Source organism: Sphingobacterium endophyticum, assembly GCF_009733535.1.
GTDB classification, from domain to species: Bacteria; Bacteroidota; Bacteroidia; order Sphingobacteriales; family Sphingobacteriaceae; genus Sphingobacterium; species Sphingobacterium endophyticum.
Window position 1 is genome coordinate 13,430 of the sequence record NZ_SMMI01000013.1, and the last position, 16,276, is coordinate 29,705.

16 protein-coding genes are annotated in these 16,276 nt (G+C 33.7%); 9 read left to right on the forward strand and 7 right to left on the reverse strand.

Annotated elements, in window-relative coordinates; genetic code table 11:
* Positions 1–26 precede the first annotated feature (26 nt).
* Positions 27–461, reverse strand: coding sequence for an RrF2 family transcriptional regulator (locus tag E0Y80_RS15120; protein ID WP_156308514.1), 435 nt, complete (start codon positions 459–461; stop codon positions 27–29).
* A gap of 251 nt (positions 462–712) precedes the next feature.
* Here E0Y80_RS15120 and E0Y80_RS15125 point away from each other — a divergent pair, with 251 nt between their 5' ends.
* Positions 713–1,279, forward strand: a complete 567-nt coding sequence (locus E0Y80_RS15125) for a DUF1543 domain-containing protein (protein ID WP_156308515.1) — start codon at positions 713–715, stop codon at positions 1,277–1,279.
* A 9-nt stretch (positions 1,280–1,288) separates the two neighbouring features.
* Here the strand turns inward: E0Y80_RS15125 and E0Y80_RS15130 are convergent, their stop codons facing one another.
* From E0Y80_RS15130 to E0Y80_RS15145, 4 genes are all read right to left on the reverse strand, one after another.
* Positions 1,289–1,939, reverse strand: coding sequence for an NAD(P)-dependent oxidoreductase (locus E0Y80_RS15130; protein ID WP_156308516.1), 651 nt, complete (start codon positions 1,937–1,939; stop codon positions 1,289–1,291).
* A 103-nt stretch (positions 1,940–2,042) separates the two neighbouring features.
* Positions 2,043–2,744 (reverse strand): hypothetical protein, encoded by a 702-nt coding sequence (locus tag E0Y80_RS15135; RefSeq protein ID WP_156308517.1) that lies wholly within the window; start codon positions 2,742–2,744, stop codon positions 2,043–2,045.
* Between the two features lie 3 nt (positions 2,745–2,747).
* Positions 2,748–4,709, reverse strand: a complete 1,962-nt coding sequence (locus tag E0Y80_RS15140; protein ID WP_156308518.1) for a M1 family metallopeptidase — start codon at positions 4,707–4,709, stop codon at positions 2,748–2,750.
* A 7-nt stretch (positions 4,710–4,716) separates the two neighbouring features.
* Positions 4,717–5,061 (reverse strand): Spx/MgsR family RNA polymerase-binding regulatory protein, encoded by a 345-nt coding sequence (locus E0Y80_RS15145; RefSeq protein ID WP_156308519.1) that lies wholly within the window; start codon positions 5,059–5,061, stop codon positions 4,717–4,719.
* Between the two features lie 164 nt (positions 5,062–5,225).
* On the opposite strand from E0Y80_RS15145, the gene fbaA reads away from it, so the two are divergent.
* The 8 genes from fbaA (at position 5,226) to E0Y80_RS15185 (ending at position 15,213) form a co-directional block, all read left to right on the forward strand.
* Positions 5,226–6,305 (forward strand): class II fructose-bisphosphate aldolase, encoded by a 1,080-nt coding sequence (gene fbaA / locus E0Y80_RS15150; RefSeq protein WP_156308520.1) that lies wholly within the window; start codon positions 5,226–5,228, stop codon positions 6,303–6,305.
* Between the two features lie 205 nt (positions 6,306–6,510).
* Positions 6,511–7,392 (forward strand): tyrosine-type recombinase/integrase, encoded by an 882-nt coding sequence (locus tag E0Y80_RS15155; protein WP_156308521.1) that lies wholly within the window; start codon positions 6,511–6,513, stop codon positions 7,390–7,392.
* Positions 7,393–7,405: 13 nt separating this feature from the next.
* A complete protein-coding gene (gene hpf, locus E0Y80_RS15160; protein WP_156308522.1) occupies positions 7,406–7,747 on the forward strand; it encodes a ribosome hibernation-promoting factor, HPF/YfiA family in 342 nt (113 codons plus the stop codon).
* A 150-nt stretch (positions 7,748–7,897) separates the two neighbouring features.
* Positions 7,898–8,260, forward strand: coding sequence for a DUF6686 family protein (locus tag E0Y80_RS15165; protein ID WP_231596064.1), 363 nt, complete (start codon positions 7,898–7,900; stop codon positions 8,258–8,260).
* 172 nt (positions 8,261–8,432) lie between these two features.
* Positions 8,433–8,960, forward strand: coding sequence for a ferritin (locus E0Y80_RS15170; protein ID WP_156308523.1), 528 nt, complete (start codon positions 8,433–8,435; stop codon positions 8,958–8,960).
* A gap of 149 nt (positions 8,961–9,109) precedes the next feature.
* Entirely contained in the window at positions 9,110–11,863 is a 2,754-nt protein-coding gene (locus E0Y80_RS15175) for a TonB-dependent receptor (protein ID WP_156308524.1), read from the forward strand.
* Positions 11,864–11,865: 2 nt separating this feature from the next.
* Complete coding sequence (locus tag E0Y80_RS15180; protein WP_156308525.1) at positions 11,866–12,840, forward strand: NAD(P)H-quinone oxidoreductase; 975 nt, start codon at positions 11,866–11,868, stop codon at positions 12,838–12,840.
* 72 nt (positions 12,841–12,912) lie between these two features.
* The gene (locus E0Y80_RS15185; RefSeq protein ID WP_156308526.1) at positions 12,913–15,213 is read left to right on the forward strand and encodes a GH92 family glycosyl hydrolase; all 2,301 of its coding nucleotides are present in this window, start codon (positions 12,913–12,915) and stop codon (positions 15,211–15,213) included.
* A gap of 213 nt (positions 15,214–15,426) precedes the next feature.
* Here E0Y80_RS15185 and E0Y80_RS20650 read toward each other — a convergent pair whose 3' ends face one another.
* Together E0Y80_RS20650 and scpB are read right to left on the reverse strand one after the other, a co-directional pair.
* On the reverse strand, positions 15,427–15,591 hold the full coding sequence (locus E0Y80_RS20650; RefSeq protein ID WP_197091629.1) for a hypothetical protein: 165 nt from the start codon (positions 15,589–15,591) through the stop codon (positions 15,427–15,429).
* A 121-nt stretch (positions 15,592–15,712) separates the two neighbouring features.
* On the reverse strand, positions 15,713–16,273 hold the full coding sequence (scpB, locus tag E0Y80_RS15190; protein ID WP_156308527.1) for an SMC-Scp complex subunit ScpB: 561 nt from the start codon (positions 16,271–16,273) through the stop codon (positions 15,713–15,715).
* Between the last annotated feature and the right edge of the window lie 3 nt (positions 16,274–16,276).

Sequence of the window (16,276 nt, forward strand, 5' to 3'; positions counted from 1 at the left end):
TCCTCCAATTATGTTTATGAATATCCTTATCTAATTAAAATACTTTCCCCTGAAATTAAACCAATTGCTAGATCATGAATACTGGTATTTTCCATCATGTTCTTTAAATCAGTTCTGATTTTCACAAAATTATTATGCATAGGGCAAGGTTTATCTGCATTGCATTCTTTTAAACCTAAGGCACAACCCGTAAATATATGATTACCATCAACTGCATTAACAATTTCGGCGAGTCTTGTTTCATGGATTTGCTTTTTATCCATTTCGAATCCTCCAAAAGGACCTTTAATTGAATGTAGAATATTATGTTTACTCAGGAGTCCTAAAACCTTTGCGGTAAAAGCTTCAGGAGTACCTGTGTGTTCCGATACTTCTGTTATTTTAACTCTATGGCCACTCAAAGACTGCGTTGCGATATAGACTACCGCTTTTATTCCGTGCTCACATGCTTTTGAAAACATTATCTATCTATGTATTTTCGGTAAAGATACATCCAATTATCCTATTTAACGACAATTTTGTCTTAAATAACTTTGGTCCATAGGGAAAGATTATAATTAAATGATAATCTAAATGAACAAACAGTTGTTTTCTGGAAGATTTTTTTACAAATATCCCTCGGCATGTTTAAAAGAAAAATAATATATCTGGGGATTAGTTTTTCCTAAGAATCGATTAAATTTATTGAATTATCAAAATTAGCAAGTTAAGGATGGAAAAATTGGACGCATTACATTTATTTATGGTTGTAATTGGGGGAAAGCCTGAAGGTCGTTTTACTGAACAGCATGATATCTTTTTTGGAATAGGAGCAGTGCTGAAGGAATTAGTACCTAGTATGAATGAATTTTGGCCAGAACTGGAAGGGAAGATGCATATAGATTCCTGGAGAAAGGTTACGAAAGTTGGGGACTATAAAATTCAAATTGTTCCCAAACATAATCAAATAAATAATGTGGGCAAGAAATTGTACTTTGTAAATTTAGGTGGATATAAGCCTGATGATATGGAGGAATACCATTACAAACAACTTGTAGTAGCAGACAGTTTAGCAGAAGCAACTAGAATAGCGAAGAGTTCGGTATTTTGGAAGAATCATGAATCATCACATATCGATGATAAATATGGAATAGATGTGGATGATATTTATGAAGTTTCAGAATTATTAAATCCAATTTATAAGGAAAACTTCCAAATAGAAATTAAGGAATATAAAGAAGCACTTGAAGACCCATTGGAAGTTGGGTATCTAAAAATTAGCAAATTAATGACAGATTAAAACAGCAGATTAGTAACCTGCTGTAAATCTTTTTTTGATATAATTTTGATTTTCTATTTCATCGACTATTGCTACGGCTAAATCTTCTACAGAAATTCTGGAATGGCCTTCATGGTCAAAAACTGGATGGTCAGTTCCCAATCTATATTTTCCGGTTCTTTTGCCGGAAGTTGAAGGATTCATTTCAATGGCAGGGCTAAAGAAAGTCCAATCCAATTCATCTTCCCGTTGTATGATCTCATAAAATTCGGCAGCTGCTAGTGCTCCTGGTTTGAATTCCTTAGGGAAATTAGGTCCATCGACTATTCTTTTTTCATTATCATCTAAAAGACTTCCAGCGCCACCAATTACGATAATTCTTTTAATTCCAGCATCTTCAACAGCTTTTAGAATATTACGAGATCCTATTAAAAAGTCTTCATAGATTTCGGGATTATTCCATCCTGAATTATATGCAGAAATTACAACATCATTGCCTTTAAGTGCACTAGCTAATCTATTTTCTTCATTGACGTCCAATTGTACTGCGATTACATGGGGCTTATCTTTAAGATTTTCCACATTTCTTGCTATGGCTGTAACTTCAATATTTTTATGGATTAATTCTTCTAAAATATGGGATCCAACAAAGCCTGTTGCTCCAATTAATGCTACTTTCATATCTAATAAGTTTAAAAAAAACAGGCTAGCGGAAATTTTGAAAGATTTGCTAACCTGTTTTAAATACAAATTTTATTAAAAAATGTTTAATACATTTCGTGTTTTACTTGATTGAATCCACTTTATTGGTTTTGAATTTAGCATAAGAATCCAAGATATATGCTGTCAGATCCTCTTTGGAAGCTTGTTTAATAAATTCATAAGTCGGCCTATATCCATCTTTAAACAACAGTAGTTCTTGTCTTTCCATAGGAATTAAGGTAAGAATTAAATCGTCGGTAAAAACTCGGTCTACATTTCGATGCTCTCTTTCCAATTCTAAGATTTCGATGGAAGATCTTGCTTGTTTAGCTTCTTTTCCAAATAGACGAGAAGGGGAAATTCTTAATCCTCCTCTTGTTGAGCTTGTTTCCACCGCTTTACTATTGTTTTTTGCTCTTTCAATTTCTCTTGTCAATCTACTATCCGTTATTTTAGAAACGATTACTTCATCGATTGTAATCGTGCTTTTGTCATTAACAAGGTAGATCCTATTTATACCTTCCTGATATATAAATGCAGTATCACGGTCATAGCCACGAACTTCTAAGCTTAAATAATCATTGATTTGTCCAGGAATTGTGAAATTACCTTGTAAATCTGTTTTTACTTGCTCATTTGTTCTTAGATTTTTAATCTGTACATCGGATATTTTTTTACTCGTTTCGAGGTCATATACAATGCCTTTTATTTCTTGGCTCAATGAAATAGTTACGTTGCAAAAGAGCAACATTGCTATAAGAAAACTTATTTTATTAATATTCATATCTTATTTTGAATTCCAAGTATTGTTTTCAGGATTTATATCTGGATAAACATTGTCTGGATCTATTTTAACGCTAGAAAGCTTTTCTGTAGTATTGAGTTCAAATCTCCAGGAGTTATTTCTTTCCCATACTTCAACAGGTAATTTCTTTCTAATTTTTTTACCGCTAACAGTTGTCGCTTCCACCACCACAGGCATTGCCATTTTTTGCAAATTGTCGATGGTGATAATGGAACCTTTAGCAGGCTCAAGCTCAACATAACTCACATCAGAAATCGCCTGATCTAAAGCCCAATTATTGAGAAACCAACCTCTCCAAAACCAATTTAAGTTTTCGCCAGTTTCGTTTTCGATAGTGCGGAAGAAGTCATCAGGCGTTGGATGTTTATATGCCCAATAGTCAATATATTTTCTGAAAGCAGCATCAAATCTTTCAGCTCCGATAACTTCATCTCTTAATATTCTTAAGGCAAATCCTGGTTTATAATAGGCAAGGAGACCAATGTTTCTTTCTTTCATGCCTTGAGGTGAGGTAAGAATCGGTTCTAAATTTGGGTGCATTAGAGCTTTAGCCATAGCATTTCTATCGCCCATTCTCCGGAAATATTCACCATTATTAAATGCTTCTGTAGAAAGGTCATTAATAAATGTATTGAACCCTTCGTCCATCCATGCGTATAACCTTTCGTTAGAACCAACAATCATTGGAAACCAAATGTGTCCAAATTCATGATCTGTAACTCCCCATAGGCTACCAGCTTTTGCTTTGCTACCACAGAAAACAATGGCAGGATACTCCATGCCTCCTACGTTGGATGCTACGTTAACAGCAACTGGGTAAGGATAATCCATCCATTTTTTGGAATAGTATTCAATAGACGCTTTCGTATATTCAGTAGATCTTTCCCATGCGTTATTACCATTACTTTCTTTTGGATAAGCTGATAATGCTAAAGCTTTTTTTCCATTGGCAAGATTTATTTGTGCAGCATCCAGGATAAATGCTTTTGAAGACGCCCAAGCAACATCTCTAGCATTTTGAAGACGATATTTCCAAGTCAATGTAGATTTATTAGGTCTAGAATTCTTGTTATTTACTTCATCTTGAGATCTTATGATAACGGTTTTATCGCTTGATTTTGCTTTATTATATCGATCTAACTGATCTTTTGTCCAAACCTCTTCTGGATTTAATAGTTCTCCACCTAAAACCACAATGTGATTAGCCGGAGCAGTTACTTCCACGTTGAAATCACCGTACTCTAGATAAAATTCACCTGGCCCTGTATAAGGTAAAGTATTCCAGCCTGTTATGTCATCATAAACAGAAACTTTTGGATACCATTGAGCAATAGCATAAATATCTCCACTTTCAGTAGGTAAAATACCTGTTCTATCGGCACCATATTGAGGAACAATGTAGGAGAAATCCATACTTATTTCAGTTTTTCCACCATTGGCAGCCAAGGGAGTTGGAAGATCAATTCTCATACGGGTATCGTTGATGCTATATTTTACTTCCTTTGCTCCATTACTGTTGACATTACTAATGGTATATCCACCATTAAACTCAGAGGCAGCATCACCATATCGGCTATTCGTTAACGGAACAACAGCCTGGCCTATGGATTTTTGGTTAAATAAATTTTGCTCAAGTTGAAGCCATATAAAATCAAGTTGATCTGGGCTATTATTTGTATAATGAATTTTAACAGTACCTTTTACTTCATGAGTTTTATCATCAAGGCTTACCTTAATATCATAACTTGCGGCATTTTGCCAATAATTTTCACCAGGTTTACCAGAAGCAGACCGATAAGTATTTCCATTTTTAGTGTAAAAAAGCGGTTTGAAAGCTTCTTTATAATCATAAACACTTTCAACTTTTTGAGCGAAAGTAGGCTGTGAGAGTCCTACTTGTGCCAGAATAAGGCCCAGTGATAATTTAACAATAGATTTATTCATTCTTTGCTTATAATTTAGTTTTGTAATCTACTTCATCAAAACCTAATAATATTCCATTAGGACTTTCAATTAAGGGTCTTTTAATCATACTATTATTCTTTAAAAGAACATGGTTAGCAGTATTTGCATCAACAACAGCAGCTTGTTCTTCAGGAGTTAATTTTTTCCATGTTGTACCCTTTTTATTGACCAATTGTTCCCAAGAAATTTCTTTTTCCCATTCCTTCAGCTTTTCAATTGTTGCAGGTTCTTTTTTATAATCATGAAAAACAAATTCTTTTCCATTTTGATTGAGCCAATCGATGGCTTTTTTAACAGTATTACAATTTTTAATTCCGTACACCTGAAGCATAATTAAACAATTTTATTCTGATAAAGATATTAATAAAATATGGAAAAGGCATTGGAAAGGCGGACAGTTGGGAAAAGTTCATAGTGTATTTTTTACACTATATTTTATGAACTGATAAAAAAAGATTATCTTTATTGTAATTAAAAAAATAAGAAGAATAGACTATGAGCCTAAAAGATTTCAAAGGAGTTTTAACCGGAGATCAAGTACAAGAGTTATTTGAAATAGCAAAAACGCATAAATTTGCATTACCAGCGGTAAATATTATTGGTACGAATTCGATCAATGCTGTAATGGAAACGGCGAAGAAGGTGAATTCACCAGTAATTATTCAATTATCAAATGGAGGAGCCCAATTTTATGCGGGTAAATCCTTAAATAATGATAATTTACAAGCATGTATTTTAGGAGCTGTTTCGGCTGCTCAACATGTTCATTTATTAGCGGAGCATTATGGAGTTGCAGTTATTTTGCATACAGACCATGCGGCTAAGAAATTATTACCTTGGATCGATGGATTATTAGATGCCGGAGAGAAGTTTTTCGCTCAACATGGTAAACCATTGTTTTCATCTCATATGTTAGATCTTTCGGAGGAGCCTTTAGAGGAAAACATTGCGATTTCAAAAAAATATTTGGAGCGCATGAAGCCACTTGGAATGACTATAGAAATTGAATTAGGCGTTACAGGAGGTGAAGAAGATGGCGTTGATAATTCAGATGTTGATAGTTCTAAATTATATACTCAGCCTGAAGAGGTAGCATACGCATTTAAAGAACTTTCTGAAGTTTCAGATAAATTTACTGTTGCTGCTGCATTTGGAAATGTACATGGTGTTTATAAACCTGGGAACGTGAAATTACAGCCAGTAATTTTACATAACTCTCAAGAATATATTCGTGAGAAATTCAATTTATCAGCTGAGAAGCCAGTTAATTTTGTATTCCATGGAGGTTCAGGATCTTCAGCAGAAGAAATTACTGAGGCCCTTTCATACGGAGCCATTAAAATGAACATTGACACTGATATGCAATGGGCATTTTGGGATGGTGTTAGAAAATATGAAGCTAAAAACCACGACTATTTACAAGCGCAAATTGGTAATCCAGAAGGATCTGATTCTCCAAATAAAAAATATTATGATCCACGTGTTTGGTTACGTAAAGGAGAAGAGGCTTTTGTTGAACGTTTAGAGCAAGCTTTTGCAGAACTTAATGCAGTTGATTCTAACAATAAACTATAGTTTTTAAAATATTAAAATTCTTAAAGATGCTTTCAGTTATGGAAGCATTTTTTTTTGCACTAAAAATAATTATTAAACGTATATATATATAGATAGGAGTAATAAGTTTAGTATATAAAATGTGAATTTAATCAGACATATATTTGTTTCATGTCACATATTTTATTGTTAATTATCCTTAATATTACAGTATAAGCGATAGACGATGTATAAGGATCGATTCATTAATTATTTAAAATTTGAAAAGCGGTATTCGCCGCATACATTGCTTGCCTATGAGCGCGAAATTCAGAATCTATTAGACTTTATAGGGGTTGAAGGATCGAGTTTTGAGGATGTAGATTATCGTTTTCTACGATATTATTTTTCGAGTTTAAAGGAACAAGGGATGGAATCGAGTTCGGTTAATCGCGCGATATCGTCATTAAAGTCATTTTATAAGTTTTTAATGCGGGAGGAATTGATTACACGTAATCCCATTGCATTAATAAAATCCTTAAAAATGCCTAAGAAATTACCGGTGGTAGTTGAAAAGGAGAAGATGGTTTTACTGCTTGATCAATTAAGTGAGGAGGGGGGAGATTTCGAGAATACGAGGGATTTTATTGTTCTCGAATTGCTATTTGGTACGGGAATCAGGTTAGCGGAATTATTAAAAATAAAGGAAGTAGATATTGATTTTTATAATAAAAAAATACTTATATTCGGAAAGAGGAGCAAGGAGCGTTTTGTTCCCATACACCAAACACTAGTTGATGAATTGAAAAAATATTTGAAAATGAAAAAAGAAGAGAATTTTCAAAACATTTCATCAGAATTAATCGTTAGCAAAGAAGGGAAGAAGGCTTATCCTAAACTTATTTATCGGATAGTAAAGAAATATTTAAGCACAATAACATCCCAAAAGAAAAAGAGTCCGCATGTTTTGCGGCATACATTTGCTACAGCGCTGTTGGACAACGGTGCGGATTTAAATGCAATCAAAGAACTATTAGGTCATGCTGGGTTATCGGCGACACAAGTGTACACGCATAATTCAGCTGAACGTTTGAAAACAATTTATAAACAAGCTCATCCAAAGGCTTAAAAAAGGAGGAAAAATGAACATTACAGTGCAATCAATTAAATTTAATGCTGACAGTAAGCTAATCGAGTTCATTAAGAAGAGATCTGAAAAATTAAACCAATTTTTGGATAATATCATTGAAGGGGTATGTTATCTGAGGTTGGAGAATGTAGAAGATGAAGCGAATAAGATAGTTGAACTTAAATTTAATGTTCCCGGCAATCAGCTCTTTGCCAAAGCACAGGCTAAAAGTTTCGAAGAGGCAACCGATATTGCTATTGAATCGATTAGACGTCAAATAAATAAACACAAAACCAAGACCAGAGGTAATCTAAGTAATCACAAGGAAGTTTTAAATCAGGAAGAAGAATTTTAATAAATAACAATATACAAAGATGAAAGCCCTCTATAATGAGGGCTTTTTTGATTTTGTTTCAAATTAAGAAGATTGCAATAATTATTCCTTCTTTTTATTTGGAATAATTCTTAACAATATTTAGATTTGTTCCAAATTAAAAGAAATAGCATGATTTGTCCTTTAGCAAATTTTGAAGAGATATTCCAAGATGATAACGGAGCAGTCTACCAATGTAGCCGTAAGAATTGTTATTGGTTAGAATTTCAAGGTTCGACGACTGCTTTTAAGGTTAGGGATTTTTTTGCTTTCAAAAAAAGGATTGATTCCATTGACGTAGCCAATATGTTGAATGATTCCTCCCGCTCATCTGATTTTGAGATTATTATGCCTTTCAGAACTGATAGTATCTTTATTTTATCAGTTGAAGATATTCTTAAATTAAAGGATATTTTAGCTGGTTCTAAATTTATGATTCAATTAAATAGTGAAATCAAAGCTTGTCTACATTACTCCGCAGTTTTAGCTAATTAAATATTCTTTATAATTATACTGATTCTAAATAAATTAGGTTTATAAAAGTCTAATTTAGACTGAATTTGTATTGCAAATTTTTGCATCATTTTCCTCACTTAACACTTATCTTTGTATGTAAGAAATCTGAACTAGGTTTCTGGAAGTATTACACGATAAAGAAATATATATTATGAAAGATTTATTGAAATTAAAAACATCTATCTCAGAAGAGATTGAAAACATATTGAACGAACAAGTAAAAATTGAAGCACATTCATCAGCTTTATATTTAGCGATGTCAGCATGGTGTGATGATCAAGGATTAGACAATTCATCAAATTTCTTTGCAAAGCAATCTGATGAAGAACGCACTCACATGTTGAAGATTTTTAAATATATCAGTGATCGTGGCGGACGTTCTATTTCACCAGAAATTACGAATGTTCCTGTAGATTTTGAATCATTCAGAGGTGTCTTCGAGCAAACATTAGAGCAAGAAATGTTCGTTACAGAGCAGTTTAATAAGATTGCTGATAAATGTATGAAAGCAAAAGATTTTGTGACTTTCAATTTTATCCAATGGTTTTTATCTGAGCAAGTAGAGGAAGAATACGTAGCTAGACGCATCCTTGAGTTGTTTGATGTAATAGGTGAAGAAGGAACCGGACGTTGGGAAATTGACCGTCATTTGGTGAAAGTTGCTTTCGATGGCGAATAATATTTTAAAATAATTTATAAAAACGGGTTGAAATGATATTTTAACCCGTTTTTTTTATACAATTATTTTTAGTTTAAACGTTTTAATAGTAAATTTCAGTTTATAGATAGTATGTGAATTTTACGTTACCAATTTAGTCTATTATCCACGTGAGAGATTACTTGATCAGTATATTTTTATTAGTTTTCACCCTTATAAGCATTCAAGAGGTAAACGCTCAGGAAATCTTAAAAAGTGTTGAAGGCGTTGTGGTAGATAGTACGGGATTAGGAATCAAAGGAGCTTCTGTACGATTGGTCAGTAGTTTAGATACTATGAGTACAACGACTGACGATAATGGATTTTATAAATTCAATAGTATAAAAGGGAAGAGTCTGAATCTTTCATTTAGTTCATTGGGGTATCAAATCATTAATAAAAGCATTTCTAGTACTAGTTTTATTAATAAAATATTTATTCCAAAGGTTACCTTGTTTCCTCAAACCACATTAATTCCTGAGGTAAGAATTCTAAAGGTCATACCAGTTGTAGATCGAGGTGATACGATTCAATTCAATATGGCAGCATTTTCCTTTCCACAGTATTCTTTGTTAGAAGAAGCTCTCAAACAGTTGCCAGGATTTCAGGTCCTTAGGGATGGAACCACATACTATAATGGTCAGTTAATTCGAGGAGTAAGGGTAGATGGGAAGAAGTTCTTCGGAGGAGACCTATTAACTGCTACTCGTAATTTACCATCGGAGTTTGTCAAACAGGTTGAGGTTATCAATGATTATGGAGAACTTTCCACAGCGAAAGGAATTAAAACGAATGACCCAGAAAAAATCATCAATATTATTCTACAACCTGATAAGAAAAAAATAACCTTTGGACAAGGAACTATAGGTGGAGGTACTCGAGATCGATTTTTGGGTAGTATCGGGATCAATAAATTTAATGATGGCCAGGAAATGTCGATCATTGGATCGATTAACAACACGAATACAAGTTTGTTTTTATTTGGTTCACCAGATGGGGCAGGAAGTAGAAATACCGATTTATCAGAGATAGGGGATTTTTCAGATCCAAATGATGGGCTTAACAAATTAGGGTCCATAGGTATATCATTTACAGATAATATAGGTTCCAGAGTAACATTGAATGGAGGATATACCTACCAGAGTAAGTTTAACTTAACAACGGGAAATTCACTATTAACTTCAACTTATCCAACATATAAAATTCACCGTACTGAGGAATATGAAAATAAATCATATGATAATCTGCATACGCTGAATTTGGAAATGAATTCAAAGTTTAAGAATAACGATATATTAAAAATAAATCCAAAGCTTTCCTATAATAGGGAGTATTTTTATAATAACCGGAAAAGCGATCTATTGAATCAAAAGAATTATGGAGGATTCCGTAAAACGATTCGAGATGAGGGAGAAAGGCAGGACAGCACAAAAACAAGTAAACCTTCTGCTGATATTTCGATGTTGTATTCTAAGTTTTTCCATAAACCGGGGAGGAAATTAGTAGCCGATCTTCGGTTAAATTACCAATCTAATACCAAAGATGATGAGATTTCTGAATCGTATATGACGATTGATTCCACAGGAAATGTTCCAGTCGAAAGTAGTTTTCGACAAAAGCAGTTTGTCGATTCTAGAAATGATGTTTCAGGCATTAAATCATCAATCTCCTATGTTGAGCCATTTTATGAACATAGTTTATTAGAAATTATGCATGAAATGGATATTACCAATATTGAAGCTGTTCGTACAGTTCGAAATCCCTATATTTTAGGAGGGGAATTTGTTGATTCGCTGTCCATGGATTATGCTTACCAATTTAAAAGTTTCAAAACTGGATTGAACTATCAGTATGAACCTAATAAAAAATTTAGGGTAAACATGGGATTTACTGTTCAGCCAGTTAATTTATCGGGACGTGTGAAGGGCGATACCATTGTTTATGATTATAATAATGTCAATTTAGTTCCTTCTACAACGCTTAGGTATAAATTCAGTAATGATCTTGAAATTAAACTAGCTTATTTAGGGAAAAATATTCAGCCCACATTTTTACATATTTCTCCATTCAGGGATAATACAAATTCAAGAAGTGTAATCCGTGGTAATCCATCATTGAAGGCGGAGTTTTCCAATCAATTTTCCACAACGCTAAGGAAGTTTGTCCCAACCCGGGGGCAATATTTTCAGACCGATTTTGCGTACACATTTATTGCGAATAAGATTGTGAGTGCCAAGGTTTCGAAACCACAACAAACGATTCAGGAAACAACATTTGAAAATACGGATGGTTACTATGATATTAAATGGTATTATGAGTTTAACTCACCTATTTTTACAGATCAGTTAAACCTGGGACTATCGGGAAATGTAGATTATTATAATAACTTATCATTCATCGATACCATTAAGAATACAACTAAACAAGTTTTATTCAATCAGAATCTACAATTTAGATATTTACCATCGGAGTATTTTGAAGGCGTATTTAATACCAATTATTTTTTGAATAGGGCGGTTTATGAATTTCCTTATAAAAATAAAATTGCCGCTCATTCCTTTTTGTTCAGTTTGGCGGGTAGAGGGTATTTATCTGATAATTTTGTATTGGGAGCTGAAATGTCTCAAAAGTTTTATAAAGGTTATGTAAGCGAATTAAGTGATGTAAACCCAACGATTATTAATACCTACATTGAGTATTCATTTTTAAAGAATAAAGCTGCACTAATCAGGTTGCAGTGTAATGATATAATGGATCAGAATAAAAACGTTGGAGTTTTGACTTCTTATGTTGGCAATGATGTTTTTGAATCTAGAAATAATAGATTGGGTCGATATTTCATGTTAACGTTTAACCTAAGGTTGCAAACCTATCCCAATAAATAAATATGAAAGTTGCATCAATCAAAGAATTTGGAGGCCCCGAGGTTTTTATAATAGAGGATAGACCAGATCCGACTCCGATTGGAGATCAAGTATTAATTCAAATAAAAGCGGCAGGGATAAATAGACCAGATGTTTTTCAACGCAAAGGAAATTACCCAGCGCCAGCGGGTATATCGAATGATGTTCCAGGATTGGAAGTATCAGGTATTGTAAAAGGAATTGGTCCATTAGTATCGAATTTTAACCTTGGAGATGAGGTAATGGCATTATTGCCTGGAGAAGGTTATGCTAGCCTGGTATGTATTTCTGAAAAAGTCTGTTTACCTAAGCCAAAGAATATAAGTTTTGAAGAGGCAGCATGCTTTCCTGAAACTGTCTATACCGTTTGGAACAATCTATTTGAAAGAGGTAAATTAAGAAAATTTGAACGAGTTTTAATTCATGGAGGTACAGGAGGAATTGGATCTACAGCAATTCAGTTAGCAAAATTGTTTGGTGCCACCGTATATACAACAGTAGGTTTAGATGAAAAGAAGAAAATAGCATTTGAATTAGGAGCAGATTTTGTAATCAATTATAAAGAAGAAGACTTTTTTGAGGCATTTAAAAATGAAGGCATTGATGTTGTATTGGATAGCATAGGTGGAACATACTTCAATAAGCATATTGAATTGTTGAAGGAAGATGGAAGACTGATTCAAATTAATGCTACTCATGGAGCCAGAGTTGAGATCAATTTGTTGAAGTTAATGCAAAAAAGGATAATTCTTACGGGATCAACCCTACGAGTTAGAGATATAGGATTTAAAGCAGATCTTACAAAAGAGATTGAAACAAATATTTTACCCTTGGTCAAGGAAAGGAGATTTATTCCATTATTGACAAAAGTCTACACGTTGGAAGAGGTTATTAAGGCACATCAGCATTTTGAAAGTGAAAGTCAGTACGGGAAAATTGCGCTTAGGATTGATGGCTAAATACTTTTAGCCAATAAGAATCTTAATTATTTTCATATATTAGAAAATTGATAAAAACCTATTTTCATTAAAATGAACTTAAAATTTCTTACAACAGCATTATTGATAGGGACGAGTATACTATCCGGTTTTGCTCAAAAAAAAATTGGAAAGGTTGAGAAACCTATAGATTTTGTGAGCACTTTGGTAGGGACACAATCCACCTATTTTCTATCTAGTGGAAATACATATCCAGCAATAGCATTACCATGGGGCATGAATTTCTGGAGTCCACAAACGGGGAAGATGGGAGATGGATGGATGTATAGCTATACAGCGGAAAAGCTTCGAGGTATCAAACAAACGCATCAACCTTCGCCATGGATGAACGATTACGGTCAATTTTCAATAATGGCCATGGTAGACAATAAGACCTTTGATCAAGATAAGAGGTCAAGTTATTTTTCACATAAAGCAGAGGTTGCGAAGCCACATTATTATTCTGTTTATTTAGCAGATTATGATACCAAAGTGGAATTAACCCCAACAGAGCGTGCTTCTTACTTTCGATTTACATTTCCAAAGACTAATAATGCATATGTATTAATCGATGCATTCGATAAAGGTTCATATGTAGAAGTAATTCCAAAGGAACAGAAAATCATAGGTTACAGTACGAAAAATAGTGGGGGAGTACCTGAAAATTTTAAGAATTATTTTGTTATGTCATTTGACCGCCCTTTTGCGAATGTATCAACATTTGCAGATTCTGTGCTTACAGATGGCAGATATATGGTTAAAGCAGACCACGTAGGAGCTATTGTAGGTTTTCAGAATGCCAATGCTGGGGATCAACTATTAATGAAAGCAGCATCCTCCTTTATAAGTCCAGAACAAGCACTTCAAAATTTGAAAGAATTAGATGGCGTTAGTTTTGATGAACAGGTCCAAAAGGGAGAAGATATATGGAATAAGGAGTTAGGAAAAATTGAAATCGACGGAGGAGATATCGATCAAATCCGGACCTTTTATTCATCTCTATATAGATCTTTATTATTTCCAAGGATGTTCTATGAGATCAATGAAAAGGGAGAGGTAGTACATTATTCACCATATAATGGCAAGGTATTGCCGGGATACATGTTTACAGATACAGGATTTTGGGATACCTTCCGGGCCTTATTTCCGTTTTTAAACCTGATGTATCCGGAGGTCAATGAAAAGATGCAAGAAGGCCTTGCCAATGCGTATCGTGAAGGTGGTTGGCTACCAGAATGGGCAAGTCCAGGTTATAGAAATATTATGGTAGGAAATAATTCAGCTTCGGTCGTGGCAGATGCTTGGATTAAAGGAGTTCGGTCGAAGGACATTGAAACGTTATATGAAGCAGTTCTTAAAGGAGCAAATCATGCAGGTCCTATGACTGCTGTTGGTCGGGCTGGAGCGGAATACTATAATGAATTGGGTTATGTTCCATATGATGTAAAAATTAATGAAAATGCCGCTCGATCATTAGAATACGCTTTTGATGATTTTTCAATTTACCAATTAGCAAAAGCATTAAACAAGCCTCAATCAGATAAAGATTTTTATAAGAAAAGAGCTTATAATTATCAGAAGCTGTTTGATCCATCCACAGGACTGATGCGCGGTAAAAATAAAGATGGTTCATGGTCAACTCCATTTAATCCTTTTAAATGGGGAGATGCATTTACCGAAGGAAATAGCTGGCATTACAGTTGGTCTGTATTTCAAGACATTGAAGGTTTAGCCAAGTTATTAGGAGGACATAAGTCGATGGAAATAAAATTGGATTCTGTATTCACATTACCTCCAATATTTGATGATAGTTATTATGGTTTTCCGATTCACGAAATTCGGGAGATGCAAATTGCTAATATGGGTCAATATGCTCATGGAAATCAACCAATCCAACACATGATTTATCTATATAATCATGTTTCAGCGCCATGGAAGGCTCAATATTGGATTAGAGAAACAATGAATAGGATGTATTCGGCAAACCCTGATGGTTACTGTGGTGACGAGGATAATGGACAGACATCAGCTTGGTATGTGTTTTCAGCACTTGGCTTCTATCCAGTAACTCCAGCTACAGATGAATACGTGATTGGATCTCCAGTTTTTGATAAAGTTACATTGCATTTAAGCAATGGTAAAAATGTTCAAATTGAGACCAAAAATAATTCAGATAAGAATCGTTATATACAAAACATGAAATGGAATGGGAAAAACTATTCCAAGAATTTTATCAATCATAGCGAATTGTTAAAAGGGGCGACTTTATTATTTGATATGGGATCTGAGCCAAATAAGAAAAGGGGTATTAATAAAGCCGATCTACCATTTTCAATTAGTAAGGATGATCAATAGATAATAAATAATCATATTAAACAAATAAGCCGTATCAAATTTGCAGTATTCTGATACGGATTATTTGTTATATATAATAATTAATGAATTAAAATAATAAAGGCTTGGAAAATTCCAAGCCTATTAGTTTTCTTATCTAACCCCATAATAGGGTACGCACATTTCCGTTTACAAGAATGATTCTGGTAAAAAGTTTAATTGGCTAGAGAAGATTTAAAAATCTTCATCATCCTCATCTAAGTCATCATATCCACCGATTGAATCGATATCATCTAATCCGAAATCATCATCGTCATCAAAGACATCATCATCGTCATCAGGACCGTTGAAGTTGAGAACTCTTTCATCAACCATTTCATCTGTTTCAATTGCTTGCATAGTAGCCATGTTGTTTATTATGATATTTTTCTTTTGTTATGTAAAATTATATAAGATAATTCAATTCATAAATTTTTTTTCAAAAAAAATAAAACAATTTTAAATCTGTATTTAAAACGTATTAATCAACGATTTCACCTATGCTGTTCTCTTCGGCTACAATGTCTTTTAACTGAGGGAGATCCCTGGTACTAGTTAAACCAAAGTGGTTCATGAACTCAGAACTTGTTGCATATAGTAAAGGTTTTCCAATAGTATTTGATTTACCTGCAATTTGAATCATTCCCTTATCCAACAATCTTTGAATGGAGTAATCACAGTTTACGCCCCGAATTTGTTCAACTTCTAATTTAGTAATCGGTTGTCTGTAGGCGATTATTGCTAGAGTTTCCAAAGCGGACTGACTTAATTTTTTTCTTTCTTTATGGACCTGAAGTTGATTGATAGCTTCATGGTATTGAGGTTTTGTTAAGAATTGCAGTTGGTCATTAATAGAAAGTAAAGCGAAAGGGTAGTCATCAGATTCGTATTTTGCTTTCAATTTCCCTATAAATTCTGCCAACTCAATTTTACTGATTTCAATTGCAAGGGCATCTTGTAAAACTTCGCGAAGGTCTTTTTGATTAATTCCTTCAGTAGCTGCAAAAATAATAGCTTCAATATTTAAGATTATGTCTTTCAAAGC

Excerpts from the sequence above, each read along its gene's own strand:
- E0Y80_RS15165 (WP_231596064.1), top strand. The coding sequence starts at position 7,898 with ATGATTTGTCCTTTAGCAAATTTTGAAGAGATATTCCAAGATGATAAC.
- E0Y80_RS15185 (WP_156308526.1), top strand. The coding sequence starts at position 12,913 with ATGAACTTAAAATTTCTTACAACAGCATTATTGATAGGGACGAGTATA.
- E0Y80_RS15145 (WP_156308519.1), bottom strand. The coding sequence starts at position 5,061 with ATGCTTCAGGTGTACGGAATTAAAAATTGTAATACTGTTAAAAAAGCC.
- E0Y80_RS15125 (WP_156308515.1), top strand. The coding sequence starts at position 713 with ATGGAAAAATTGGACGCATTACATTTATTTATGGTTGTAATTGGGGGA.
- E0Y80_RS15140 (WP_156308518.1), bottom strand. The coding sequence starts at position 4,709 with ATGAATAAATCTATTGTTAAATTATCACTGGGCCTTATTCTGGCACAA.
- E0Y80_RS20650 (WP_197091629.1), bottom strand. The coding sequence starts at position 15,591 with ATGCAAGCAATTGAAACAGATGAAATGGTTGATGAAAGAGTTCTCAAC.
- E0Y80_RS15180 (WP_156308525.1), top strand. The coding sequence starts at position 11,866 with ATGAAAGTTGCATCAATCAAAGAATTTGGAGGCCCCGAGGTTTTTATA.
- E0Y80_RS15155 (WP_156308521.1), top strand. The coding sequence starts at position 6,511 with ATGTATAAGGATCGATTCATTAATTATTTAAAATTTGAAAAGCGGTAT.
- E0Y80_RS15120 (WP_156308514.1), bottom strand. The coding sequence starts at position 461 with ATGTTTTCAAAAGCATGTGAGCACGGAATAAAAGCGGTAGTCTATATC.
- E0Y80_RS15170 (WP_156308523.1), top strand. The coding sequence starts at position 8,433 with ATGAAAGATTTATTGAAATTAAAAACATCTATCTCAGAAGAGATTGAA.
- E0Y80_RS15130 (WP_156308516.1), bottom strand. The coding sequence starts at position 1,939 with ATGAAAGTAGCATTAATTGGAGCAACAGGCTTTGTTGGATCCCATATT.
- E0Y80_RS15135 (WP_156308517.1), bottom strand. The coding sequence starts at position 2,744 with ATGAATATTAATAAAATAAGTTTTCTTATAGCAATGTTGCTCTTTTGC.
- hpf (WP_156308522.1), top strand. The coding sequence starts at position 7,406 with ATGAACATTACAGTGCAATCAATTAAATTTAATGCTGACAGTAAGCTA.
- fbaA (WP_156308520.1), top strand. The coding sequence starts at position 5,226 with ATGAGCCTAAAAGATTTCAAAGGAGTTTTAACCGGAGATCAAGTACAA.